Source organism: Methylococcus sp. ANG, assembly GCF_040730495.1.
In the GTDB taxonomy this organism is placed as follows: Bacteria; Pseudomonadota; Gammaproteobacteria; order Methylococcales; family Methylococcaceae; genus Methylococcus.
The window spans coordinates 808316-832626 of the sequence record NZ_CP160399.1; the positions used below are offsets into that span (position 1 = coordinate 808316).

The window sequence follows — 24311 nt, forward strand, 5'->3', positions numbered from 1 at the left end:
ACATGAGTACATGAGTTCCGCTGGCGTTCCACATACCGATCTTTGGCCGCTCCTGCTCTATTTCGGGCTGGTGCTGATCGTCGTGGGCACCATGCTCGCGCTGCCTCCCTTCCTGGGCGAACGCCGCACCCGCCGCACCCACGCGACGGAACAGCCCTACGAATCCGGCATCGTCGCGGTGGGCAGCTCCCAGCTCCGCTTCTCGGTCCGGTTCTATCTCATCGCGATCTTCTTCGTCATCTTCGACCTCGAAGCCGTCTTCATCTTCGCCTGGGCCATCGCCTTCCGCGAAAGCGGCTGGCCCGGCTACATCGAAATCCTGATCTTCATCGGCGTCCTGGTTGCCACACTGGTCTATCTGTGGCGTATCGGCGCGCTCGACTGGCGCACGCCCCGCCAGCGCATCGTCGAAGCCAAAATCCACCTGTAGGAGCCCCCATGCGCTGGAGCCTGACACGAGCGGACCAAGCCTTAACGCCCCAGCCGGGTCGGCAGACCTACGAGGAAGCCCTGCGGCGCAACATCCTGTTCGCCCGCCTGGACGACCTGGTGCGCTGGGGCCGCAAGAATTCGATCTGGCCCTTCAATTTCGGCCTGTCCTGCTGTTACGTCGAGATGGCGACGGCCTTCACCAGCCGCTTCGACATCGCCCGCTTCGGTTCCGAGGTCATCCGCGCCAGCCCCCGCCAGGCCGACCTGATGGTGATTTCCGGCACGGTGTTCCGGAAAATGGCGCCGGTGGTCAAGCACCTGTACGATCAGTTGCTCGAACCCAAGTGGATCATTTCCATGGGCTCCTGCGCCAATTCCGGCGGGATGTACGACATCTACAGCGTGGTCCAGGGCGTGGACAAGTTCCTGCCGGTGGACGTCTACGTGCCGGGCTGTCCGCCGCGGCCGGAAGCCTTGCTGGAGGGGCTGATGATGCTGCAGGAATCGGTGGGAAAAGAGGAGCGGCCCTTGAGCTGGGTGATCGGCCCGCAAGGCATTCAAAAGGCCCCCGCGCCCAGCCGGCGCGACCTCAAACAGGCCGAGCGCAACCGGGCCGCCGAACTGCACGATCCGTTCAGCCTGGATTGAACGAGAGGGAACCCGGACATGGCGGCCTCGATGACGGAACATGCTGGAACCATCGTACCGGACCTGAGCCGGCGCTTCGGCGGCGAGGGCTTCATCCCGCAGACCACCGCCGACGGTATCCCGACGCTGTGGGTCCCCTCCCAAGCCATCGTGGCGGCGGTCCGCTACCTGCGGCTGGAGATCGACCGGCCCTATGCCCTGCTGTTCGACCTGACCGCCGTGGACGAGCGGGTCCGCCAACACCGCGACGGCTTGCCGGTCAGCGCCTACACCGTCGTGTACCATCTGATTTCCCTGGAGCGCAATGCCGACGTCCGGCTGAAGGTGGCGTTGCCCGAATCCGGGCCCGTCCTGCCCAGCATCACCTCCGTCTGTCCCGCCGCCAACTGGTACGAGCGGGAAGTCTGGGACATGTTCGGCATCCGTTTCGACGGCCATCCCAACCTGCGCCGCATCATCATGCCGCCGACCTGGCAGGGCCATCCCCTGCGCAAGGACCACCCGGCCCGCGCCACCGAGATGGAACCGTTCAGCCTGCCGGACGACGTGCAGCAGCACGAGCAGGAAGCCCTGCGTTTCGTGCCCGAGGAATGGGGCATGCAGCGCCAGAGCGCTGACACCGATTTCCTGTTCCTGAACTTGGGTCCCAATCATCCCAGCGTGCACGGGGTGTTCCGGGTCGCCCTCCAGCTCGACGGCGAGGAGATCGTCGATGCCGTGCCGGACATCGGCTACCACCACCGCGGCGCCGAGAAGATGGGGGAGCGCCAGTCCTGGCACAGCTACATCCCCTACACCGACCGGGTCGACTACCTCGGCGGTTCGATGAACAACTTGCCTTACGTCATGGCGGTGGAGAAACTGGCCGGGATCGAGGTGCCGGAGCGCGCCCGGGTCATCCGGGTCATGATCTCCGAGTTCTACCGGATCGCCAGCCACCTCTTGTTCTACGGCACCTTTGCCCAGGACGTGGGACAGATGTCGCCGATCTTCTACATGTTCATCGACCGCGAGAAGGTGTTCGAAATCATCGAATCCTTCACCGGCGCCCGGATGCATTCCAGCTTCTTCCGCATCGGCGGCGTCGCCATGGACCTCCCGGAGGGCTGGGACAGGCTGATCCGCGAGTTCATCGCCTACTTCCCCAAGCGCCTGGCCGAGTACGACAAGGCGGTGATGGCCAACAAGCTGATCCAGCGCCGCACCCGCGGCATCGGCGCCTACACCACGGCGGAGGCCATCGACTGGAGCGTGACCGGCGCGGGAATCAGGGCCACGGGCCTCGCCTGGGACTACCGCAAGGCCCGGCCGTACTCGGGCTACGAGAACTTCGAATTCGACATTCCCACCGGCGCGAACGGCGACTGCTACGACCGCTGCGCGGTGCGTGTGGAGGAGATGCGGCAGAGTCTCCGGATCATCGAGCAGTGCGTGAACCACATGCCGTCCGGCCCCTACAAGGCCGAGCACCCGCTCACCACGCCGCCGCCCAAGGAACGCACGATGCACGACATCGAGACGCTGATTCAGCACTTCCTCAGCGTCTCCTGGGGACCGGTGATCCCGCCGGGCGAGGCCTGCGTGACGATCGAGGCGACCAAGGGACTGAACGGCTACTACCTCACTTCCGACGGCGGCACCATGTCGTACCGCACCCGCATCCGCACGCCCTCGTTCCCCCATCTGCAGATGATCCCGCTGATGAGCCGGGGGCTGATGATCGCCGACCTGATCGCCATCCTCGCCAGCATCGATTTCGTGATGGCCGACGTGGACCGCTGAAGGAGCTGAAAGACCGTGATCCTCACCCCCGACGAAATCCAAGCCATCCGCCAGGAAGCCGGGCACTTCCCCTGCCCTTCCGCGGCCGCGATCGAGGCGCTCAACATCGCCCAGCAGGGCCACGGCTGGATTTCCGACGAGCTGCTGAAGGAGGTCGCCGAGCTGCTGGGGATGTCGCCGGCGGACCTGGACAGCGTCGCCACCTTCTACAACCTGATCTACCGCCGTCCGGTCGGCAGGCGCGTGATCCACTACTGCGACAGCGTGAGCTGCTGGATGCTGGGCGCGGAGGACAACCGCCGCCATTTGAGCGACAAGCTCGGCATCGGGCTGGGTGAAACCACCGGCGACGGCGAATACACCCTGCTGCCCATCGTCTGCCTGGGGGCCTGCGACCGGGCGCCGGTGGTGATGATCGGCGAGGAAACCCATTTCAACGTCGATCCGGCCAAGCTGGACGACATTCTCGGCGAAACCGGAGCGCCCTGATGGACAAGCCGCTTACCCGCAACATCAAGCCCGACGGCTCCGCCGCCAGCCTGGCCGAATACCGGGCCAACGGCGGCTACGAGGGATTGAAAAAAGTTCTCGCCGAACTCGCCCCGCTGGAGGTTCAGCAAAGGGTCAAGGACTCGGGGCTGCGCGGCCGGGGCGGCGCCGGCTTCCCGACCGGCCTGAAATGGAGTTTCGTGCCGATGGGCGAGGACGCGCCCAAAACCAAATACCTGGTGGTCAACGGCGACGAAATGGAGCCCGGCGCGTTCAAGGACCGGTTGCTGCTGGAAGGCGATCCGCACCAACTGATCGAAGGTGTCGCCATCGCGTCTTACGCCATCCAGGCGAACATCGCCTACGTCTTCCTCCGCGGCGAATACCGGCTGGCAGCGGACCGGCTGCGGCGGGCGATCGCCGAAGCCGAAGCACACAAGCTGCTCGGCGAGAACATTCTCGGCTCGGAGTTCAGCCTGGACCTCCGCCTGCACACCAGCGCCGGGCGCTACATCTGCGGCGAGGAAACCGCCCTGCTCAACTCGCTGGAAGGCAAGCGCGCCAATCCCCGCGCCAAGCCGCCCTTTCCGCAGGTTTCCGGCCTGTTCGGCAAGCCCACCATCGTCAACAACGTCGAGACCCTGTGCAACCTGCCGCACATCCTCCGCAACGGGGTGGAGTGGTACAAAGGCCTCAGCCGGACCGGCGAGCCGGGCACCAAGATCTACGGCGTGAGCGGCCGGGTCAAACGCCCCGGCGCCTGGGAGCTGCCGATGGGCACGACGGCGCGCGAGATCATCGAGGAACACGCCGGCGGCATGCGGGAAGGCTTGCGGCTCAAGGGCTACATGCCGGGCGGCGCATCCACCGACTTCCTGCTGCCGGAGCACCTGGACGTCCCCATGGACTACGGCTCGATCGGCAAGGCCGGCAGCCGGCTCGGCACCGGCACGATGATCCTGCTGGACGACCGGACCTGCCCGGTGCGGATGGTGCTCAATCTCGAGCGGTTCTTCGCCCAGGAATCCTGCGGCTGGTGCACGCCCTGCCGGGACGGTCTGCCGTGGACCGTCGGCCTGCTCGAAGGACTGATCGCGGGGCGCGGCCGGCCGGAGGATCTCGAGACTTTGGAGCGCTTGTGCGGCCTACTCGGCCCGGGCAACACCTTCTGCGCCCTCGCCCCCGGCGCGATGGAGCCGCTGCAGAGCGCCCTCAAATACTTCCGCGCCGATTTCGAGCGCTATCTCCAGCCGCAGAGCATCAGCGGAGGCGTGTATGCCTGACAAAATCGTAAGGAACGATTTTGGACAGCCGAAGGCGGGTCCGGAGGACGGACTCCAGGGAAGGAGTCCGCACAAAATCGTAAGGAACGATTTTGGACAGCCGAAGGCGGGTCCGCACATCGAAATCGACGGCAAGAGCTATCCGGTCAAGGCGGGGGAAAACCTGCTGCAGGCGATACTCTCGCTGGGCCTGGACCTGCCCTATTTCTGCTGGCACCCGGCCATGGGCTCGGTGGGCGCCTGCCGCCAGTGCGCCGTGATCCAGTACCAGAACGCCGACGACAGCCAAGGTCGGCTGGTGATGGCCTGCATGACGCCGGTGGCCGAAGGCATGCGGATATCTCTGCAAGGCGACAATGCCAAGAATTTCCGCGCCGGCATCCTGGAACTGCTGATGACCAACCACCCGCACGACTGCCCGGTGTGCGAGGAAGGCGGCGAATGCCATCTGCAGGACATGACCGTGATGACCGGCCATACCTTCCGCCAGTACCGCGGCCTCAAGCGCACCCACCGCAACCAGGACCTGGGGCCGTTCATCAACCACGAGATGAACCGCTGCATCGCCTGCTACCGCTGCGTCCGCTATTACCAGGACTATTGCGGCGGCGACGACTTGCAGGTGTTCGCCTCGCACAACCACGTCTATTTCGGCCGCCATGAGGACGGGGCGCTGGAGAACGAATTCAGCGGCAACCTGGTCGAGGTCTGCCCCACCGGGGTGTTCACCGACAAGACCTTCAGCCGGCATTACAGCCGCAAATGGGATCTGCAGACCGCGCCCTCGATCTGCGTCCACTGCGGGATCGGCTGCAACACCAGCCCCGGCGAGCGCTACGGCAGCCTGCGGCGGATCGTCAACCGCTATCACGGCGAGATCAACGGCTATTTCCTGTGCGACCGCGGGCGTTTCGGCTACGGCTTCGTCAACGGCCCGGCGCGCCTCCGTCAGGCCCGGTCGGCCGAGGAAGGTCCGCTCGATGTGAACACCGCCGCAAACCGATTCACCGCCGCGATCCGGGACGCTCAGGGGATCATCGGCATCGGATCGCCCCGCGCCAGCCTCGAGGCCAATTTCGCCTTGCGGGAACGGGTCGGTGCGGAGCGTTTCCATGCCGGCATCGGCGACGCCGAATACGGATGCCTGCGCAGCCTGCTCGGTATCGTCCGGGATTTCCCGGTGCATCTCGTGTCCCTGCGCGAGGCCGAACGGGCCGATGCGGTGCTGGTGCTGGGCGAAGACCCGACCCAGACCGCGCCGCGGCTGGCGCTGGCGCTGCGCCAGGCGGTGCGCAACCGCGCTTTGGCCATCGCCGAGGGGCTGGGCATCCCGCGCTGGCAGGACGCCGCCGTGCGCGAAGCGGCCCAGGCCGAAAAAAGCCCGCTGTTCGTCGCCAGTCCGGCGCCGACCCGGCTGGACGAGGTCGCCGCGCGGATCTGCCGCGCCGGCCCCGACGCCATCGCCCGGCTGGGTTTCGCCGTCGCGCACGGCATCTGCCCCGAGGCGCCGGCCGTCTCAGGCCTGACGCCCGAACACGAGGCGCTGGCCGCGGAGATCGCCGACGCGCTGGCAGGCGCCGAACGGCCCCTGATCGTGTCCGGCACCGGCTGCCTGAGCGAGGACGTGCTGCGGGCGGCGGGGCAGATCGCCGCCGCGCTGGCGGCGAAACGGCAGGGCCGACCCACGGGTGCGCATTTCGCCGTGCCGGAATGCAACAGCCTGGGGCTGGCGCTGATGGGCATGGAGGGCGATTTCCCTCACCCCGGCCCTACCCAGGAACCTATCGGGATCGTAGGGGGGACAAGCCGCGGCGCATCCGCCGAATTCAGCTCCGCTGCTCTTCGAGTCGGCTCCGCCGCTCTTCGAGTCAGCTCCGCTGCTCTTCGAGTCAGCGCGGAGGTGGATGCGCTAGGCTTATCCACCCTATCTGCAGGTGCCGGGGAACGATCCGGTGCGCATGGCGCACATCCCTCTCTCCCAGAGGGAGAGGGTGAGCTAGCCGTTACGCCCCTACCTTTCTCGCTTGCGGCTGCCGTTCAAGCGATCGAACGAGGCGAGGCCGACACGCTGCTCATCCTGGAAAACGATCTCTACCGGCGGGCGGACAGGACCGCCATCGACGCCCTGCTCGACCGCGCCAGACAGGTGATCGTGATCGACCATACCCTGCACGAGACCGCCGGGCGCGCTCACCTCGCCCTGCCGGCCGCAAGCTTCGCCGAGACCGAAGGCACGCTGGTCAGCAGCGAAGGCCGCGCCCAGCGTTTCTTCTCTGCGATGCAGCCCACCGGCGACAGCCGCGACGCCTGGCGCTGGCTCGGGCCCTGGACCCACATCGACGATCTCACCCATGCGCTGGCCGAATCGCTGCCGGTGTTCCGGGAAATTACCGGTTGCGCGCCGGGAGCGGCCTTCCGCATCGCGGGCCAGAAAATCCCGCGCCAGCCGCACCGGTACAGCGGGCGCACCGCCATGCTGGCCGACGTCCGTATCCACGAGCCGAAACAGCCGGAGGATACGGATTCGGCCCTGGCCTTTTCCATGGAAGGCGCCGGGCAGGACCATCCGCCCGCCCTGAATCCCTTCGTCTGGGCGCCGGGCTGGAATTCGAACCAGTCGGTCGGGAAATTCCAGGACGAAGCCGGCGGCCATTTGCGCGGCGGCGATCCCGGCATCCGCCTGATCGGCGAGGGCGGCGGAACCGGCCTTCAGTGGTTCGCGCCGCCCGAGGCCGGCACCTCGCCCCCAGACGCCCTGCGGCTGGTACCGATACCCCACATCTTCGGCAGCGACGAGACCAGCATGCAGTCTGCCGCGGTCGCCGAGCGGGCGCCGCATCCCTATCTGGCCCTCAGCCCCGAGGACGCCGAACGCCTTGCTCTCGCCGAGGGCGAAGAAGTCCAGCTTGCCTCGGACATCTGGCTGCCGGTGAAGCTCCTCCCCGGCCTCGCGGCCGGCATCGCCGGCGTGCCGGCAGGCCTGCCCGACCTGCCTTTCCTGGAAACCGCCTCGCGGCCATGGACGCCGAACAAGCCCGGAGAAGATACGCCATGACCGTCGGATCGCCCTATGTCGTCGTCGGCATCCTGCTCTCGGTCGTGGTCGTCGCGGCCTGGCTGATCTGGGTGGAGCGCCGCCTGATCGGGATCTGGCAGGACCGGCTCGGGCCCAACCGGGTCGGCCCGCTGGGGCTGGGGCAAGTGGTGGCGGACATGGTCAAGATCTTCTTCAAGGAAGACTGGATTCCGCCTTTCGCCGACAAACCGGTGTTCGTCATCGCGCCGGCCATCGTCATGGTGACCATGCTGCTCGGCTTCGTGGTGGTGCCGTTCGCGCCGGGCGTGGGCGTCATCGACTTCAACTTCGGCCTGCTGTATTTCTTCGCGCTGTCTTCGCTGGCGGTCTACAGCCAGGTGCTGGCCGGCTATGCCTCGAACAACAAATACTCCCTGCTCGGGAGCCTGCGCGCCGCCGCCCAGAGCATCAGCTACGAGGTGTTCATGGGCCTGGCCGCCATGGGCGTGGTGATGTTGTCCGGCAGCTTCAACCTGCGGGAGATCGTCGAGGCGCAGAAGGACTGCTGGTACGTGCTGCCGCAGTTCGCCGGCTTCCTCGCCTTCCTGGTGGCGGCCGTGGCGGAATGCCATCGCGCGCCCTTCGACCTGCCGGAAGCCGAACAGGAAATCACCGGCGGCTTCCACACCGAATACTCCGGCATGAAGTTCGGCATGTTCTTCGTCGGGGAATATTTAGGCATCACCCTGAACTCGGCCATCCTGGTGACGCTTTTCTTCGGCGGCTGGCTAGGGCCGGCCTTCCTGCCGCCCTTGGCGTGGTTCATCCTCAAGACCCTGGTCTTCATCATGTTCTTCATCCTGCTGCGGGCGGCGCTGGCCCGTCCGCGCTACGACCAGCTCATGAGTTTCGGCTGGAAGGTGATGCTGCCGCTGACGCTGGTCAATATCGTCGTCACCGGGGCCGTCGGCCTGTCGGTGCCGTGAGGGAGGAAGCGAGATGATCAGCCAACTGCGCACCCTCTGGATCGTGCTCAAGCACACCTTCACCCGGGCGGACACGGTTCAGTACCCCGAACAGCGGCCCAAGCTCTATCCGCGCTACCGCGGCCGCATCGTGCTCACCCGCGACCCCGACGGCGAGGAGCGCTGCGTCGCCTGCAACCTCTGCGCGGCGGTGTGTCCGGTGGATTGCATCGCGCTGCAGAAGACCGAGGACGTCGACGGCCGCTGGTATCCGGAGTTCTTCCGCATCAATTTCTCGCGCTGCATCCTCTGCGGACTGTGCGAGGAAGCCTGCCCGACCTACGCGATCCAGCTCACCCCCGATTTCGAGTTGTGCGAATACGACCGCCGCAACCTCGTGTACGAAAAGGAGCACCTGCTGATCCAGGGCACCGGCAAATATCCGGGCTACAGCTTCTACCGGGTGGCGGGCAAGGCGATCGGCGGCAAGGACAAGGGGCAGGCGGAAAACGAAGCCCCCCCGATCGACGTCCGAAGCCTCCTGCCCTGACCGCAACCCCACAGGCACCGACATGGAACTGACCCTCTTCTACCTCTCCGCCCTGGTCGCCGTCGCCGCCACCTTCATGGTGGTGATCCAGTGCAACACCGTGCATGCCTTGCTCTACCTCATCGTCTCGCTCCTGGCCTCGGGCTTCATCTTCTACCTGCTGGGGGCTTTTTTCGCGGCGGTGCTGGAGGTGATCATCTACGCCGGAGCGATCATCGTGCTGTTCGTCTTCGTGGTGATGATGCTCAATCTCGGCAGCAAGACGATCGAGCGGGAGAAGCAATGGCTGTGTCCCAGCATCTGGCACGGTCCGGCCGCGCTCTGTGCCATCCTGTTCGCGGAACTGCTGGTCACCCTGACGCGCTCCGGCGCCCACGAGGCGGGCCGGATCGTCGAGTCCAAGACGCTCGGCATCGCCCTGTTCGGCCCCTACCTGCTGGCGGTCGAAACGGCCTCCATGCTGCTGCTGGCGGGGCTGGTCGGCGCCTATCACCTCGGCCGTCCCCTCAAGTCCTAGGAGCTGAAGCGATGGCGCCGATTCCGTTCGAACACACGCTGCTCCTGGCCTCGGTCCTGTTCGTGCTGGGCCTCGTCGCCCTGCTGATCCGCCGCAACCTGATCGTGATGCTGATGTCGGTGGAGATCATGCTGAACGCGGCGGGAATGGCCTTCATCGCCGCCGGCTCACGCTGGGGCCAGCCCGACGGCCAGGTCATGTTCCTGTTGATCCTGACCCTGGCCGCCGCCGAGGTCGGCGTCGGCCTGGGGCTGGTGCTGCAGATCTACCGGCGTTACAAAACGCTGGACGCGGATCGCCTGAGCGAAATGCAAGGTTAGGAGTCGTCATGCTGAATCTGTTGTGGCTGGTTCCCTTCATTCCTCTGGCGGGCTTCCTGATCCTCACCGGGAGCGAAGGCCGGCTGCCCAGGGCCTGCGTCCCCTGGATCGGCGCCGGCTCGGTCGGACTCTCGGCGGCCCTGGCGGCAGCCCTGGCGTTCGAGCTTCTGGCCCTGGCGCCGGAAGCCCGGGTGTTCCGGCAGACGCTGTGGCACTGGATGGCGGCGGGCGACTTCGGCGTCGACTTCGCCTTCTACCTCGATGCCCTGTCGCTCAACATGCTGCTGGTGGTCACCGGGGTCGGTTTCCTGATCCACGTCTATTCCGCCGGCTACATGGCCGACGACCCCGGCATGGCCCGCTTCTTCGCCTACATGAACCTGTTCGTCTTCGCCATGCTGATCCTGGTGCTGGCGGACAACCTGCCGCTGCTCTATCTCGGCTGGGAAGGCGTGGGGCTGTGCAGCTACCTTCTGATCGGCTTCTGGTACGAGAAACCCGAGAACGGATACGCGGCCCGCAAGGCCTTCGTCGTGACCCGCGTCGGGGACACCGCCATGGCGCTGGGGCTGTTCCTGCTGTTCAGCCAGCTCGGCACCCTCGACATCCAGGAGGCCATGGCCAGGGCGAGCGCCCAATGGCCGGCGGGCTCGACCCTGGCTGTCGCCACGGCCCTGCTGCTGCTCGGCGGCGCGGTCGGCAAGTCGGCCCAGTTGCCGCTGCAGGTCTGGCTGCCGGACGCCATGGCCGGCCCCACGCCGATCAGCGCACTGATCCACGCCGCCACCATGGTGACCGCCGGCGTCTACCTGATCGCCCGCACCCATGTGCTGTTCACCCTCGCTCCCGACGTGCAGGCCCTGGTCGCGGTCGTGGGCGCGATCACCCTGCTGATGTCCGGTTTCAGCGCCCTGACCCAGACCGATATCAAGCGCGTCCTGGCCTATTCCACCATCAGCCAGATCGGCTACATGTTCCTGGCGCTCGGCGTGGGCGCCTGGTCCGCGGCGATCTTCCACCTGACCACCCACGCCTTCTTCAAGGCCCTGCTGTTCCTCGGCGCCGGCGCCGTCATCCTCTCGCTGCACCACGAACAGGACATCTTCAGGATGGGGGGCCTGCGGCGCAGCCTGCCGCTGGTGTTCTGGACCTTCGTCGTCGGCCTGGCGGCCCTGGTCGCCCTGCCGTTCACTTCGGGCTATTACAGCAAGCACGAAATCCTGCTCGGCGCCTACGGATCGGGCAACGCCGGGCCGTTGCTGTGGGCCGCGGGCACGGCGGGCGCGATCCTCACCGGCATCTACAGCACCCGGCTGCTCCTGGTCGCCTTTTTCGGCACGGAACGGACGCCAGCCCGCCCGCACTACGGCTCGAACATCGGTGTGCCGCTGGTCATCCTCGCCATTCTTTCCCTGGCCGGGGGACTGGCCAAGCTGCCGCTGTTCCCGGCGCTGCCTGAGGCCGGAACCGAGGAAGCCGGCGGCCCGATCGGCCTCTTGACCACGGCGGCGCCCTTCCTCGGCGTCGCGATCGGCTATCTCGTCTACCGCACCGGAACCGCTTCCGCCGAGGCCCTGCTGAAGCTCCCCGGAGGAGAGGCATTGCGCCGCCTGTGGTTCAGCGGATGGGGCATGGACTGGCTTTACGACCGGCTGTTCGTCTTTCCCTTCGTCGCGCTCGCCAGGCTGAACAAAGGCGATGCCGTCGACCGGCCGTATCAGGGCATCGTCGCCCTTACCCGCCTCGGCCACCGCCTGCTGGCGCCCACCCAGACCGGGCAGCTCCGGCGCTACGCCGCCGGCATGCTGTTCGGCGCCGCCTTGATCCTGGCCGTGGGGGTGTGGGTATGATCCTGCTCTGGCTGATCCTGGTTCCCCTCATTGGCGGGCTGCTGTCGCTCCCCGCCGGGCGCTGGCGGGACGACGCCCCGCGCTGGCTGGCGCTGGCCGCCTTGGCCGTCGACGCCGTGCTGGTCCTGACCCTGTTCGCGGAGACCGGCGCCGCGCCCGAAGCCGCCTGGCTGGCGCAGACCGACTGGGCCTGGATTCCGCGCTTCGGCATCCGCTTCCATCTGGCCCTCGACGGACTCAGCCTGCTGCTCATCGCGCTGACGGTGTTCCTCGGCTTCGCCGCGGTGCTCTGCTCCTGGAGCGAGATCCGCGAACGTTGCGGTTTCTTCCATTTCAACCTGCTGTGGACGCTGGCGGGGGTCATCGGGGTGTTCCTCGCCCTCGACCTGTTCCTGTTCTTCTTCTTCTGGGAAGTCATGCTGATCCCGATGTATCTCCTGATCGGCATCTGGGGGCACGAGAACCGGGCCTATGCGGCCATGAAGTTCTTCATCTTCACCCAGGTCAGCGGACTCTTGATGCTGATCGCGATCCTCGGCCTGGTGTTCCTGCACTACCAGACGACGCGGACGCTCAGCTTCGATTATTTCGAGCTGCTCGAGGCCGATCTGTATCCGGGCGCGGCCCGCTGGATCATGCTCGGCTTCTTCGTCGCCTTCACGGTCAAGCTGCCGGCGGTTCCCTTCCACACCTGGCTGCCGGACGCCCATACCCAGGCGCCGACCGGCGGCAGCGTGATCCTGGCCGGGGTGCTGCTCAAGACCGGCGCCTACGGCCTGCTGCGCTTCGTGGTGCCGCTGTTCCCCGGCGCCGCGCAGGATTTCGCACCCGTCGCCATGGCGCTGGGCGCGGTCAGCATCCTCTACGCCGCCAAGCTCGCCTTCGCCCAGACCGACCTCAAGCGCCTCATCGCCTATACCAGCGTCAGCCACATGGGCTTCGTGCTGCTCGGCGTCTTCGCCGGCAACGCCGCGGCGCTGCAGGGCGCGGTGATGACCATGCTCGCCCACGGCGTCAGCGCGGCGGCGCTGTTCATGGTCGCCGGCGCCTTGCAGGAGCGGCTGCACACCCGCGACATGGACAAGATGGGCGGCTTGTGGACACTGGCGCCCCGCATCGGCGCGATCACCCTGTTTTTCTCGGTCGCCGCGCTGGGCATGCCCGGGCTGGGCAATTTCGTCGGCGAATTCCTGGTGCTGCTGGGGAGTTTCCGCGTCGATACCGTCATCACCGCATTCGCCGCCCTCGGCCTGATCCTGGCGCCGGTCTATGCGCTATACGTGATGCAGCGAGCGTTCCACGGGCCGGCCTCGCCCCGCGAAGTCCGGGACTTCGGCCTGCGCGAAATGGGGGTGATGCTGTTCCTGGTCGCCGCGACTGCCTGGATGGGGCTCCATCCCCAATCGATGCTGGCCTACACCGATGCCACGGTAAACGGACTGACCCGGACCCTGGCTCAGCGAGGAACCTGACGTGACCGCCGACGCTTTCACCGCCCTGCTCCCCTTCATCGTACTGTCGGCGGCCGCCGTCGCCGTGATGCTCGCCATCGCGATCCGGCGGAGCTTCCGCCTCGTTTTCTGGCTGACGGTCGGCGGCCTGCTGGCCACGCTGTCCACCCTGCCCTGCGCGCTGTCGGTCGCGCCGGCCCGCGTCACCGGCCTGCTGCTGGTCGACGCCTACGGACTGTTCTTCCATGCGCTTTTCCTTCTCGCCGCGCTCGCCGTCGCCCTCCTGTGCCTGGCCTATTTCCGCCGGCGCGAGAACGAGAACGAAGAAATCTTCGTGCTGCTCCTCACCTCGACCCTGGGGGCACTGCTGCTGGTATCCAGCGCCCATCTCGCCATGTTCTTCCTCGGCCTGGAGGTGCTGACGATCTCCCTGTTCCCGATGATCGCCTACAGCGTCCGGGCCTCCCGCCCGCTGGAGGCGGGCATCAAATACCTGATGCTGTCGGGACTCGCCTCTTCTTTCCTCATGTTCGGCATGGCGCTGGTCTACGGCGACCTGGGCGTACTCTCGTTCGAACAGATCGGCGCGAGCGGCGCGGAGCTGGAACAAAAACCGCTCGCTCTCGCCGGCATGTTCCTGATCCTGGCCGCGATCGGCTTCAAGCTGTCGCTGGTGCCGTTCCACCTGTGGACGCCGGACGTCTACCAGGGCGCGCCCGCGCCGGTCACCGCCTTCCTGGCGACCGTGTCGAAGGCGTCCGTGTTCGCCTTGCTGCTCAGGTTTTTCACCACCGTTCATGCCGAGCGCTCGGAAACCTTTCTCTGCGTGCTCGGCCTCCTGGCCGTCGTGTCCATCCTGGCCGGCAATCTCCTGGCGCTGCTGCAGGACAGCCTGAAACGCCTGCTCGCCTACTCTTCGATCGCCCACATGGGCTACCTGCTGGTGGGATTCGTCGCCGCGGGGCTGCTGCGGCGGGACCTGCAGGCGGAAACGATCGCCTTCTACCTCGCCGCCTACACGCTCACCAGCCTGGCGGCCTTCGGCGCCATCTCGGCCATTTCCGACGACGCCCACGAATCCGACCGCCTCAGCGACTACGCCGGCCTGTTCTGGCGCTCGCCCTGGCTCGCCGCGATACTGACGCTCTCCCTGCTGTCTCTGGCGGGAATCCCGCTCACGGTCGGCTTCGTCGGCAAGTTCTACGTCTTCGCCGCCGGCGTGCAGGCGGAGACCTGGCCGCTGGTCGCCACCGTCGTCGTCGGCAGCGGCATCGGCATCTACTATTACCTCCGGGTCGTGCTGGCCATGATCCAGCCGGCGGTCGCCGGGCAGCGGCTCGCGCTGCATCCGGCGGCCGGAACCGCCTTGGCCGCCGCGGCGCTGCTCGTCCTCGCGGCCGGCTTGTTTCCGCAGCCTTTGATCGATGCCGCCGCCAACGTGCCACAACCGCCCACCACCACCGCCGACAACCCGTAGCGGCTCACCGCACCAGGCGGAGCCCGACAAGACGGTTCCGCCCCACTCGCTGCATCGCCCTAACGGTCATGGCGACCCGCCGCCCTGGATGATGATAGGGGTCGGGAAGGCTTTCGCCTCCCCGCCCTCCGAACCGCGCGAGCGGTTTTCCCGCACACGGCTCTCCAGTCGGTGGTTTCCTCATCGGGGATGTCTCTCGGTTTGCCAGGCTGGGTGTATGGCGTTCCTTTCTTGATTCTTAGTAAATTCCGAAAGGCCGCCAGCCCTCATCCCCGGCCCTTCCCCCGAGGGAGAAGGAAGCAGAACTCCTCTCCCACCGGGGCAGAAGTGAGGACGTAGCCACGGGGAAGTCGGGTTTCGGGCCGCTCAAGACTCACCCAACCGCTTTTTCCGGGATGAAGCATCGGCAAGCTTGCCGACGGGCAGCGTTCGAGAATCGGAATGTTATGATCGGCGCGACGACAACAACACTGCCATCCCCACAATGACCTGGCCTGGTCTCCCTCTCGCCCACTACCGATTCGAATTCTCCTCTGAGCTGCCGGTCCGCCTGCCCGACTATCCCGGCTCGGCCTGGCGCGGCGCCCTCGGCCATGCGCTCAAGCGCGCGGTCTGCGTCGTCCGCGGCACCCCCTGCAAGCAATGCCTGCTCTACCGCGCCTGCGTCTATTCCTACGTGTTCGAGACCCCCCCACCCCCGGGAACCCGCAAGATGCGGAAGTACGATGCCGCCCCGCACCCCTTCGTGCTCGACGTCCAACCCAACCCCGAGCCCCAAATCTTCCGACTCGGCCTGACCCTGATCGGCCAAGCCGAACGCCAGTTGCCTTACCTCGTGCATGCCCTCCGGCAGGCGGGACGGCAAGGCATCGGCAAACGGGAAAACCGGCTCGAACTCCAGGCCATCCACCAAGTCGACGGCGACTGCGACACCCGCCGGATCTGGGCCGCCGAGCAACCGCTCACTCCGCTGCCCGCATCGATCCCCGTCATCCCGCCGCCGCCGGAACGCTGCCGGGTCCAACTGGAAACCCCCTTGCGCCTGCGCCGGGAAGAGCACCAGGTCGGCCCCAGGGATTTCGGCTTCGCCGACCTGTTCGGCACGCTGCTGCGGCGCCTCTCCATGCTCAGTTATTTCCACACCGACACCCCGCTGGAAACCGATTTCGCCGGCCTCATGGCCCGGGCGCGCGACCTCGTCGTGAAAGAAGCCGAGCTGGCCTGGCACGACTGGACCCGCTATTCCTCCCGGCAGGACACCACGATGCAGATGGGCGGGCTCACCGGCAGCTTCGTCCTCGACGGCAGGGGCCTCGCCCCGTTCTGGCCCTACCTCTGGCTGGGTCAGTGGACACACGCCGGCAAGGCCACCAGCATGGGGCTGGGGCGCTACCGGATCGAAGCCATACCGGCAAACTCCAGTGCCGCCAAGCCCGAGCAAACCCCGGCAAACTTGCCGCAGCCCACCGCGAACGCCTGATCCCGCATACTTCCGCCCCGTGTCCATCTTCGCAGCACCGTATGGAAACGCCACAACTCCGCTACCCTCGACGCATTCTGCTTGCGGTGACCGGCCTCACGCCGCAAGTCGTCACTGAAACCCTCTATGCCCTTCGCCATCGAGGGGACGAAGTCCTGCCGACCGAAATCCATCTCCTGTCCACCGCCGAAGGCATCGAACGCGCCCGGCTCACCCTGCTCAGCGACGAGCCCGGCTGGTTCCACCGGCTGCGACGGGATTACGCGCTGCCGGCCATGCGCTTCGACGAATCCTGCCTGCACGTCCTCGAGGATGGCGCGGGAAGGACCCTCACCGACATCCGCACCGAAAGCGACAACATCGCCGCCGCCGACACCATCACCGACTGGATCCGCCACCTCACCGCCGACGATACCTCCCAGCTCCACGTCTCCCTGGCCGGCGGCCGCAAGTCCATGGGATTCTATGCCGGCTACGCCCTCTCGCTGTATGGCCGCCCGCAGGACCGGCTCTCCCATGTGCTGGTGATGCCGCCATACGAGTCGCACCCGGACTTCTTCTACCCCACGCCGACCAGCCGGATCATCTACACCGCGGGCGCCGACAGCCGCCCGTTGGATACCAAGGCCGCCGCCGTCACACTGGCCGACATCCCTTTCGTGCGCCTGCGCCGGAGCCTCCCCAAAACCCTGCTGAAAGGCCGAACCCGTTTCTCGCAGGTGGTGGAAGCGGCGCAGTCCTCCCTGACCCAGCCGAAATTGACGATCGATCTGGAACATCGGAGCATCCAGGCCGGCGGCGTCGGCCTCACCCTCGCACCGACTCAGTTGGCCTTCCTCGCCTGGTTCGCCCGCCGCCGCCTGGCGCAAGCACCGGCCCTGGTCTGTCCCCCCGACGGCGTTCCCGAACCCGGCTACGCCAGCGCCTACCTCGCCGAATACATGAAGATCATCGGCGCCATGGGCGATGGCGACCGCACCCATGAGCGGCTCCGCCAAGGCATGGACAAGGCGTTCTTCGAGCAGACCAAATCCAAGCTGCACCGCCGTATCGACGACGTGCTCGGCCATACCGCCGGCCCCTATCTCATCGGCCACGACGGCGCCCGCCCCCGGCGCTTCGGCCTCACCCTCCCGCCGGAAGCCATCCGCTTCGGCCGCATCGAAGACTGACGCCGCTGGCCTGAAAAACTTGCCGCCGGACCGGCCGCCGGCCGCGGCAAGCTTGCCGGCTCTGACACCGCCCCCGCCTCTCCCTAAACTCCTCGCCGGCCGCCGCAACCGCGGCCTATCGCCATCGACCTTCCACCGGAGAGCTCAGCTTGATGAAAAAACCACTGATCGCAGCCGCCGGCCTCCTTCTGTCCGCCTGCGGCGCGGCTTGGCACGGCCAGAACGTACAGGATGCCCTGGCCCCCGGCGACAAGCTCACCGCCGGCACGGTGCAACGCGGCGTCCGCATCGGCATGAGTTCCGCCGACGTCATCGCCGCGCTCGGCGCCCCCAACATCGTCAGCACCGACGACCAGCGCCGCGAAGTCTGGGTGTACGACAAAATCGCCACCGACGTCGCCTATTCCAACAGCAGCAGCTACGGCACCCTCCTGCTGCTCGGCGCCAGCGGCAACAGCGGCGCCCGCTCCACCAACCAGCGCACCCTCACCATCGCCATCAAGTTCGACGAACAGCACAAGGTGCGCGACTTCTCCTACCATCAATCCAGCTTCTGAAGAATCCGGCATGAATTACCGTCTTGCTCCCCCGCTGTTACTCGGCCTCGCCGTACTCTCCGGCTGCGCCAGCAAAATTCCCAAGGAAGCGCTCGCCCTTTCCCAGGAAAGCCTACAGGTCCGCCAGTTGGAAACCCGCCGGTTCGCCACCCGTGACGAAGCGCAACTGCTCAGCGCCTCCTCCGCCCTGCTGCAAGACATGGGCTTCACCCTCGAGGAAGTGAACGCCCCCCTCGGCATCCTGGTCGGCCAAAAAACCCGCGACGCCCGCCGGGCGGGCCAGATCGCCGGCGCGGTTCTGCTCGCCCTCATCACCCGGGTACCCATGCCCACCGACAGCTACCAAATCATGCGCGCCTCGCTGGTCACCCGGCCCCAGCCCAACGGCAAGGAAACCGCCGTGCGCATCACCTTCCAGCGCATCGTGTACGACACCCAGGAAAGGGCCACCGCCGCCGAGCCCATCCTCGAACCCGAGATCTACCAGGAATTCTTCGCCAAGCTGTCCAAATCCGTTTTCCTCGAAGCCCAACAGATCTGATGCCCGTCATGACCAGACCCCGTACCGCCACCGCCCTGCTCCTCGCCGCGCTCGCCCTCGCCGCCTGCAAAAGTACCCGCGAGCACCTGCTCGACAGCGACCAGAGCCAGCTTGCCCTGCGCCAGATCCAGACCAAAGCCTTCGACACCCCCGACAAGGAAAAGACCCTACGCAGCGTCATCGCCACCCTGCAAGACCTCCAGTTCGTCATCGACAAGGCCGACCTGACCGTCGGCGTGGTCAGCGGCACCAAACTGTCCGGCTACCAGCTCAAGATGACCGTCACCGTACATCCACGCGGCGACAAGCAAATGGTGGTGCGGGCCAACGCCCAGTACAACACCACCCCCGTCACCGACCCGGAACCCTACCAGCAGTTCTTCGCCGCCCTGCAAAAAGCCATGTTCCTCACGGCGCACGACGTCGACTGAGTTCCGAGGCGTGCCGTGAGCGGCGCCGAAGGGCTTGGGCAGGGGCTTGCCCGACGCCAGCCCGGATGCTTAACTACCCAAGACCGGCGCCAGCGAACCCCTTGTTGGTGCCGGTTGGCACACGCCTTGGGAGAGTCAGCTTTTGGAGCCGGCGATTTTTCTTCAACCCCCTTTGCAAGCCATTGAGTGGCAAGGAGAAAAAAGACGAAGCAGTAGTAATCGAGACCTGATGAAGAAGGGATTAAGACCCGGAGACCTTCCGTACGGTCAGAAACTTGCGGGTAGTAATCGAGACCTGATGAAGAAGGGATTAAGACAATCTCCTCAGCGCGGCCCTCATCATCCGTCCATGTAGTAATCGAGACCTGATGAAGAAGGGATTAAGACAATTTTGGAACATAATCATGGCATCCTCCATGGTAGTAATCGAGACCTGATGAAGAAGGGATTAAGACTCCATAAATTATCTCAACAAGCATGGCATCCTCCGTAGTAATCGAGACCTGATGAAGAAGGGATTAAGACGATAACGGGCGTGCTGTTGTAGATGTCGATGATCCGTAGTAATCGAGACCTGATGAAGAAGGGATTAAGACCCGATGGCGCCGGAGCCGTTGTTGGCAAGCAGCGGTAGTAATCGAGACCTGATGAAGAAGGGATTAAGACGGCGTCGATCGATGTGGATTTGAAGATATGAAAGAGTAGTAATCGAGACCTGATGAAGAAGGGATTAAGACAGGCCAGATTGCCGCCATTGCGCTCGGCCTGTTTGTAGTAATCGAGACCTGATGAAGAAGGGATTAAGACCCAAGCCGTCTCTTGGAAGAATGAGATTGATTACGTAGTAATCGAGACCTGATGAAGAAGGGATTAAGACCCCAAATACTTTGCGGTTGTATTTGTGGCTGTATTGTAGTAATCGAGACCTGATGAAGAAGGGATTAAGACGCATGCTGCTCCTCCGGTTATGCGCCACCACATTGTAGTAATCGAGACCTGATGAAGAAGGGATTAAGACGCCGCCCAGGGTGGCGACCTTTACTAGCTTTCTTGTAGTAATCGAGACCTGATGAAGAAGGGATTAAGACTAAGCTGAGAGTCCATTCTCGTCGGCCCGAATTCGTAGTAATCGAGACCTGATGAAGAAGGGATTAAGACGTTCGCCGGTTACCCAGCGCTCCGCGGTGATAATGTAGTAATCGAGACCTGATGAAGAAGGGATTAAGACTCCGCCACCAGGGCGGACACAGTTTCTAGCCGACGTAGTAATCGAGACCTGATGAAGAAGGGATTAAGACTCTAAGCGCTCAACGTGGGCATTCCGATTGCCCAGTAGTAATCGAGACCTGATGAAGAAGGGATTAAGACGAATCCCCGGAAACGCTCTTGATCTCAACGTTCTGTAGTAATCGAGACCTGATGAAGAAGGGATTAAGACGGAGGTGGTCCATCCGGACCCGGATTTCTCCGAGGGTAGTAATCGAGACCTGATGAAGAAGGGATTAAGACCAGTGTTTCTCTGCATCCGGTAGCGGTGGAAACACGTAGTAATCGAGACCTGATGAAGAAGGGATTAAGACGAATTTTTTTCGTTGCTTTGTACGTTTGGTGACGGTAGTAATCGAGACCTGATGAAGAAGGGATTAAGACGTTGATGTCTTCGATGTTGATGATGCTCATGATCTGTAGTAATCGAGACCTGATGAAGAAGGGATTAAGACCTTTCTTTCAATTCGCATCTCAGTTCTCCAGTTGTAGTAATCGAGACCTGATGAAGAAGGGATTAAGACCATGAACCGCGCACGGGATTCCTTTTCCGCTGCCGTAGTAATCGAGACCTGATGAAGAAGGGATTAAGACTGGAGTCACTAGCCGGTTTGGTCAGCTTGGTCGCGTAGTAATCGAGACCTGATGAAGAAGGGATTAAGACCTTTCACCGTCGGGGTAACGCTGGCGCTACCCCCGGCCGTCGCCACGCAAGCTTGCGATGCCTGACAGCGCCCAATGGCTTGCACTACACTTCGGATCGCCACGGCTGCCCCTGGGCAGCGGACCTCTCCCCGAATTCATAAGGAGCATGGCTTTGACCCTTCAGGAACGGCTCGACGCTTCCAGCCGGATGGCGCTGGCGGCTTTTCTTCACGATCTCGGCAAGTTCGCGGAACGCGCCCGCATTCCGGAGGCGGAGGAGCGGTTGGCGGACGGCAACCGGCGGCGCGACATCGCGGTGCATCTGTGCTGCCCTTCTTTCAATGGCCGCGCTACCCACATACACGCGGCTTACACGGCGGTTGGCTTCGACCTGCTGGAGCAGCACCTGCCGGACCTGGTGGGCAAGCAGATGACGCCGTTCGCGCCCTGGCGCGAACGCGATGCCGACGATTCCCTCATCAACGCGGCGGCGCGTCACCATCGCCCGGACAGCTTTTTGCAATGGATCATCGCGACGGCGGACCGGCTGGCTTCCGGCTTCGAGCGCGAGAGCTTCGCCAACTACAACGAGGCCACCGACGAGGCGCCCGCGCTGAAGCTGAACCATTACACGACCCGCCAATGGACGCTGTTCGAGCACATCCAGTTGCACAAGCGGGATGGTTCCAGCCGCTGGCGCTATCCGCTGAAGCCGCTGTCGCCGGCGTCGATCTTCCCGGTCTTGGCGGAACGCTGTGAATCGGCGGACAGCAAGGCGGCGCAGGCGGAATACGCGGCGCTGTGGAAGGAATTCCGGGCGGGGCTGGCGCGGATTCCGGCAGAGCACCGGCGCAATCTGGCGCTGTGGCTGGATCATTTCGACGGGCTGTGGCTCACCTTCACCCATGCCATTCCTTCCGCCACCGCCGGTCTGGGCGGTTCGGTGCGGCCGGACGTGTCGCTGTACGACCATTCCAAGACCACGGCGGCGCTGGCGGTGGCGCTGTGGCGCTTCCATGACGATCGCGGCGACGCGCCGGGAGCGGTCCGCGAGCAGTTGCGGGCGCAATGGGACCGTTTGCGGGCCGACGGCGCCGACAGCCGGCAGGCTTGGGAGGAGGAGAAGTTCCTGCTGATCCAGGGCGATTTCTTCGGCATCCAGGACTTCATCTTCGCCAGCGGCGGCGAAACCCAAAAACGCGCGGCCAAGCTGCTGCGGGGACGCTCCTTCTATGTGTCGCTGCTGAGCGAACTGGCGGCGCTGCGATTGCTCGAAGCGCTGGGCTTGCCGCCGACCAGCCAGGTGGTGAACGCGGCGGGCAAGTTCCTGATCGTGGCGCCAAACACGGCGGAGGCGCGCGCCACGGTCACGGCGGTGCAAGCGGAATTCGATGACTGGTTCCTGAGCCACAGCTACGGCCAGTCCGGCATCGGGTTGGCGATGCTGCCGGCACGGGCGCTGGACTTCCAGACCGGCCAGGCGGACGAGGTCAGCCCGTTCCGCCGGCTGACCCAGCGGCTGTTCGAGCAACTGGAGGAAACCAAGCTGAGGCGTTTTGGGCTGTGTGGCGCGGCGCCGGCCGAGCCGCTGTTCCGGGATTTTCTCGATGCCTTCACCGCGCAAGGGGTTTGCGGCATCGATGGACGCTCTCCGGCCACGGAGGAGGAAGGCGGCATCGCGGTCAGCGCGCTGGCGGCGGACCAGATCCGAACCGGGCACTGGCTCGCCACCCAGCAGCGGGTGTTGATCAGCACCGAGCGCTTGAACCATCACACGCTGGGCCTGCCGATCTTCGGCTATTACGTGAATTTCTCCCACGGCGAGGCGGACACCGGCCTGTTCGGGCGCGAAGCGAAAACCGGCTATTTGCGCCGCTGCTGGGATTTCTCGCTGCCCGAATCCGCCGATGCGCCGTTGTGGAACGGCTATGCGCGCCGCAACATCAACGCCTACGTGCCGCGCTTCGGCGAGTTGAATGACTTCGAGCGAAGCCGTTACACCGGCCTGGATTCGCCCGTCGCGGAGGAGATCAAGACCCTGAACCACATCGCGCGGGACGACCGGAAGCCGGACGAAGCCGGCCACTGGTACGGCCAGGAAGCGCTGATGACGCTAAAGGGGGACGTCGACAATCTGGGACGGATCTTCGAAAGCGGGCTGGAACGGCCGACCTTCGCCCGCATGGCGGCGCTGTCGCGGCAGATGAATGCCTTTTTCGCCATCTACCTGCCTTGGCTGTGCGCGCACGGGGAGGACGGCGGCGTGCCCCGTTACCGCAACACCTACACCGTGTTCGCCGGCGGCGACGACTTCTTCCTGATCGGGCCCTGGCACTCCACGCTGCGCCTGGCCGGGCGCATGCGCAAAGCGTTCAATCGCTACGTCGCGGGCAATCCCGATATTCATTTCTCCGCCGGCTTGTCGATGACCAAGCCGGGTTTGCCAATCCGCCAGTTGGCGGCGCTGGCCGAAGAGGGGCTGGAGACGGCCAAGGCGTATTCGCCTGGGGGGCCGAACACCGCGCCGGTCAAGAACGCCGTGACCTGTTTCGGCCACGCGGCGAGCTGGTCCGATTTCGACGCCATTCTGGCCCAAGAGGCGGAACTGGAACGGCTGGCCGCCGAATTCGGGCTGTCGACCGGCTATGTTTACGGCTTGCTGCATCTGACCGAGATGGCGGAGGCGGTGAGCCAGCGCCCGGAGAATGCGCTGTGGCATGCCTATTTCGCTTACCGCACCCGCCGGATGCTGGAATCGCGCGTCAAGGGCGGCGAGGACCGCGAGGCCACCGAGCGCAAACGGCGCGCGCTGCAAGGCGAATTGGCCGCGGAGATCGCCCATAAGGGCATCGGGCAGTTCGGGGCGGCCTACAAAATCGCCCTGTTTACCTATTTGTATCAGCAACGGGATTGAGGAGCACAGATGGCTGAATATCACGGGCAACAGCGGAATCAAGGGCCGCGGAGAGGCCACGAGGAACGGTTCCAGGCACCGGCCCTGGACACCAGCACCGTCCGCCTGGCGCCGGTGGATGCCGAACTGTTCAACGGCACCGCGAAAAACATGGCGCAGGCGGTCGCTCGGGCCGGCGGGAACCGCAACAAATCGACCCAGTTGCGCCGCTTTTACGATGAGCTGGTGTTGTGGGAAACCCGGGTGAACCAGGCGTCCACCGAACAGCGGGCCGCCAAGTTCGCTGAATGCCTGCCGTTCATCCGCATGATCAACGCCAAGGCGGCTTACGCCGAGGGTCGCAAACTTGTTGACTCCAGCTTCGTGAAGCTGTTGCACGATACTTTGGCCCAAGTGACCGACCCCGCGACGCTCGGCACCTGCAAGCTGTTCTGGGAAGCCTTCATGGGCTTTTACAAACAGGAAAGGCAGGACTGAAACAACCCTTAGGATGCCGTGAGGAACGAACCGCATCGTCGAACGCAC

Annotated in this window: 20 protein-coding genes and 1 CRISPR repeat array; all 20 genes read left to right on the plus strand. The window is 65.0% G+C overall.

The annotated features are described in order from the left end of the window. Nucleotides 1-10: 10 nt before the first annotated feature. The 20 genes from ndhC (at nucleotide 11) to csm2 (ending at nucleotide 24263) form a co-directional block, all read left to right on the plus strand. Nucleotides 11-430 carry an NADH-quinone oxidoreductase subunit A gene (ndhC, locus tag ABZN20_RS03805; protein WP_218806856.1) on the plus strand — a complete coding sequence of 140 codons (420 nt, stop codon included), beginning with the start codon at nucleotides 11-13 and terminating at the stop codon, nucleotides 428-430. 8 nt (nucleotides 431-438) lie between these two features. After that, a complete protein-coding gene (locus tag ABZN20_RS03810; RefSeq protein ID WP_218806855.1) occupies nucleotides 439-1080 on the plus strand; it encodes a NuoB/complex I 20 kDa subunit family protein in 642 nt (213 codons plus the stop codon). 18 nt (nucleotides 1081-1098) lie between these two features. After that, entirely contained in the window at nucleotides 1099-2862 is a 1764-nt protein-coding gene (gene nuoC / locus ABZN20_RS03815) for an NADH-quinone oxidoreductase subunit C/D (RefSeq protein WP_367026797.1), read from the plus strand. Between the two features lie 15 nt (nucleotides 2863-2877). Continuing rightward, a complete protein-coding gene (nuoE, locus tag ABZN20_RS03820) occupies nucleotides 2878-3351 on the plus strand; it encodes an NADH-quinone oxidoreductase subunit NuoE (RefSeq protein ID WP_218806853.1) in 474 nt (157 codons plus the stop codon). Then, nucleotides 3351-4634, plus strand: coding sequence for an NADH-quinone oxidoreductase subunit NuoF (nuoF, locus tag ABZN20_RS03825; RefSeq protein WP_218806852.1), 1284 nt, complete (start codon nucleotides 3351-3353; stop codon nucleotides 4632-4634). The genes nuoE and nuoF overlap by 1 nt, the downstream gene beginning before the upstream one ends. Continuing rightward, a complete protein-coding gene (gene nuoG / locus ABZN20_RS03830) occupies nucleotides 4627-7689 on the plus strand; it encodes an NADH-quinone oxidoreductase subunit NuoG (protein WP_367026798.1) in 3063 nt (1020 codons plus the stop codon). The genes nuoF and nuoG overlap by 8 nt, the downstream gene beginning before the upstream one ends. Further along, nucleotides 7686-8636 carry an NADH-quinone oxidoreductase subunit NuoH gene (gene nuoH, locus ABZN20_RS03835; protein WP_218806850.1) on the plus strand — a complete coding sequence of 317 codons (951 nt, stop codon included), beginning with the start codon at nucleotides 7686-7688 and terminating at the stop codon, nucleotides 8634-8636. Before nuoG ends, nuoH begins: the two co-directional genes overlap by 4 nt. A gap of 13 nt (nucleotides 8637-8649) precedes the next feature. Beyond that, entirely contained in the window at nucleotides 8650-9165 is a 516-nt protein-coding gene (gene nuoI, locus ABZN20_RS03840) for an NADH-quinone oxidoreductase subunit NuoI (RefSeq protein WP_218806849.1), read from the plus strand. A 22-nt stretch (nucleotides 9166-9187) separates the two neighbouring features. Further along, nucleotides 9188-9682 (plus strand): NADH-quinone oxidoreductase subunit J, encoded by a 495-nt coding sequence (gene nuoJ, locus ABZN20_RS03845; RefSeq protein ID WP_367026799.1) that lies wholly within the window; start codon nucleotides 9188-9190, stop codon nucleotides 9680-9682. An 11-nt stretch (nucleotides 9683-9693) separates the two neighbouring features. Further along, entirely contained in the window at nucleotides 9694-10002 is a 309-nt protein-coding gene (gene nuoK / locus ABZN20_RS03850) for an NADH-quinone oxidoreductase subunit NuoK (RefSeq protein ID WP_367026800.1), read from the plus strand. An 8-nt stretch (nucleotides 10003-10010) separates the two neighbouring features. After that, nucleotides 10011-11852, plus strand: coding sequence for an NADH-quinone oxidoreductase subunit L (gene nuoL / locus ABZN20_RS03855; protein WP_367026801.1), 1842 nt, complete (start codon nucleotides 10011-10013; stop codon nucleotides 11850-11852). Further along, nucleotides 11849-13324 carry an NADH-quinone oxidoreductase subunit M gene (gene nuoM, locus ABZN20_RS03860; protein ID WP_367026802.1) on the plus strand — a complete coding sequence of 492 codons (1476 nt, stop codon included), beginning with the start codon at nucleotides 11849-11851 and terminating at the stop codon, nucleotides 13322-13324. The genes nuoL and nuoM overlap by 4 nt, the downstream gene beginning before the upstream one ends. A gap of 1 nt (nucleotide 13325) precedes the next feature. Beyond that, nucleotides 13326-14780 (plus strand): NADH-quinone oxidoreductase subunit N, encoded by a 1455-nt coding sequence (locus ABZN20_RS03865; RefSeq protein WP_367026803.1) that lies wholly within the window; start codon nucleotides 13326-13328, stop codon nucleotides 14778-14780. A gap of 484 nt (nucleotides 14781-15264) precedes the next feature. Beyond that, nucleotides 15265-16260, plus strand: a complete 996-nt coding sequence (cas6, locus tag ABZN20_RS03870) for a CRISPR system precrRNA processing endoribonuclease RAMP protein Cas6 (RefSeq protein ID WP_218806843.1) — start codon at nucleotides 15265-15267, stop codon at nucleotides 16258-16260. 41 nt (nucleotides 16261-16301) lie between these two features. Continuing rightward, entirely contained in the window at nucleotides 16302-17432 is a 1131-nt protein-coding gene (csm6, locus tag ABZN20_RS03875; protein WP_218806842.1) for a CRISPR-associated ring nuclease Csm6, read from the plus strand. Nucleotides 17433-17584: 152 nt separating this feature from the next. Continuing rightward, nucleotides 17585-17989 (plus strand): hypothetical protein, encoded by a 405-nt coding sequence (locus tag ABZN20_RS03880; protein WP_218806841.1) that lies wholly within the window; start codon nucleotides 17585-17587, stop codon nucleotides 17987-17989. A gap of 10 nt (nucleotides 17990-17999) precedes the next feature. Beyond that, nucleotides 18000-18530 (plus strand): hypothetical protein, encoded by a 531-nt coding sequence (locus ABZN20_RS03885; protein WP_367026804.1) that lies wholly within the window; start codon nucleotides 18000-18002, stop codon nucleotides 18528-18530. 8 nt (nucleotides 18531-18538) lie between these two features. Continuing rightward, entirely contained in the window at nucleotides 18539-18961 is a 423-nt protein-coding gene (locus ABZN20_RS03890) for a hypothetical protein (RefSeq protein ID WP_367026805.1), read from the plus strand. Nucleotides 18962-19173: 212 nt separating this feature from the next. After that, nucleotides 19174-20891: direct repeats of the CRISPR family, unit length 36 nt; unit sequence GTAGTAATCGAGACCTGATGAAGAAGGGATTAAGAC. A gap of 147 nt (nucleotides 20892-21038) precedes the next feature. Further along, nucleotides 21039-23786, plus strand: coding sequence for a type III-A CRISPR-associated protein Cas10/Csm1 (gene cas10, locus ABZN20_RS03895; protein WP_367026806.1), 2748 nt, complete (start codon nucleotides 21039-21041; stop codon nucleotides 23784-23786). 9 nt (nucleotides 23787-23795) lie between these two features. Next, entirely contained in the window at nucleotides 23796-24263 is a 468-nt protein-coding gene (gene csm2 / locus ABZN20_RS03900; protein WP_367026807.1) for a type III-A CRISPR-associated protein Csm2, read from the plus strand. Nucleotides 24264-24311 lie beyond the last annotated feature (48 nt).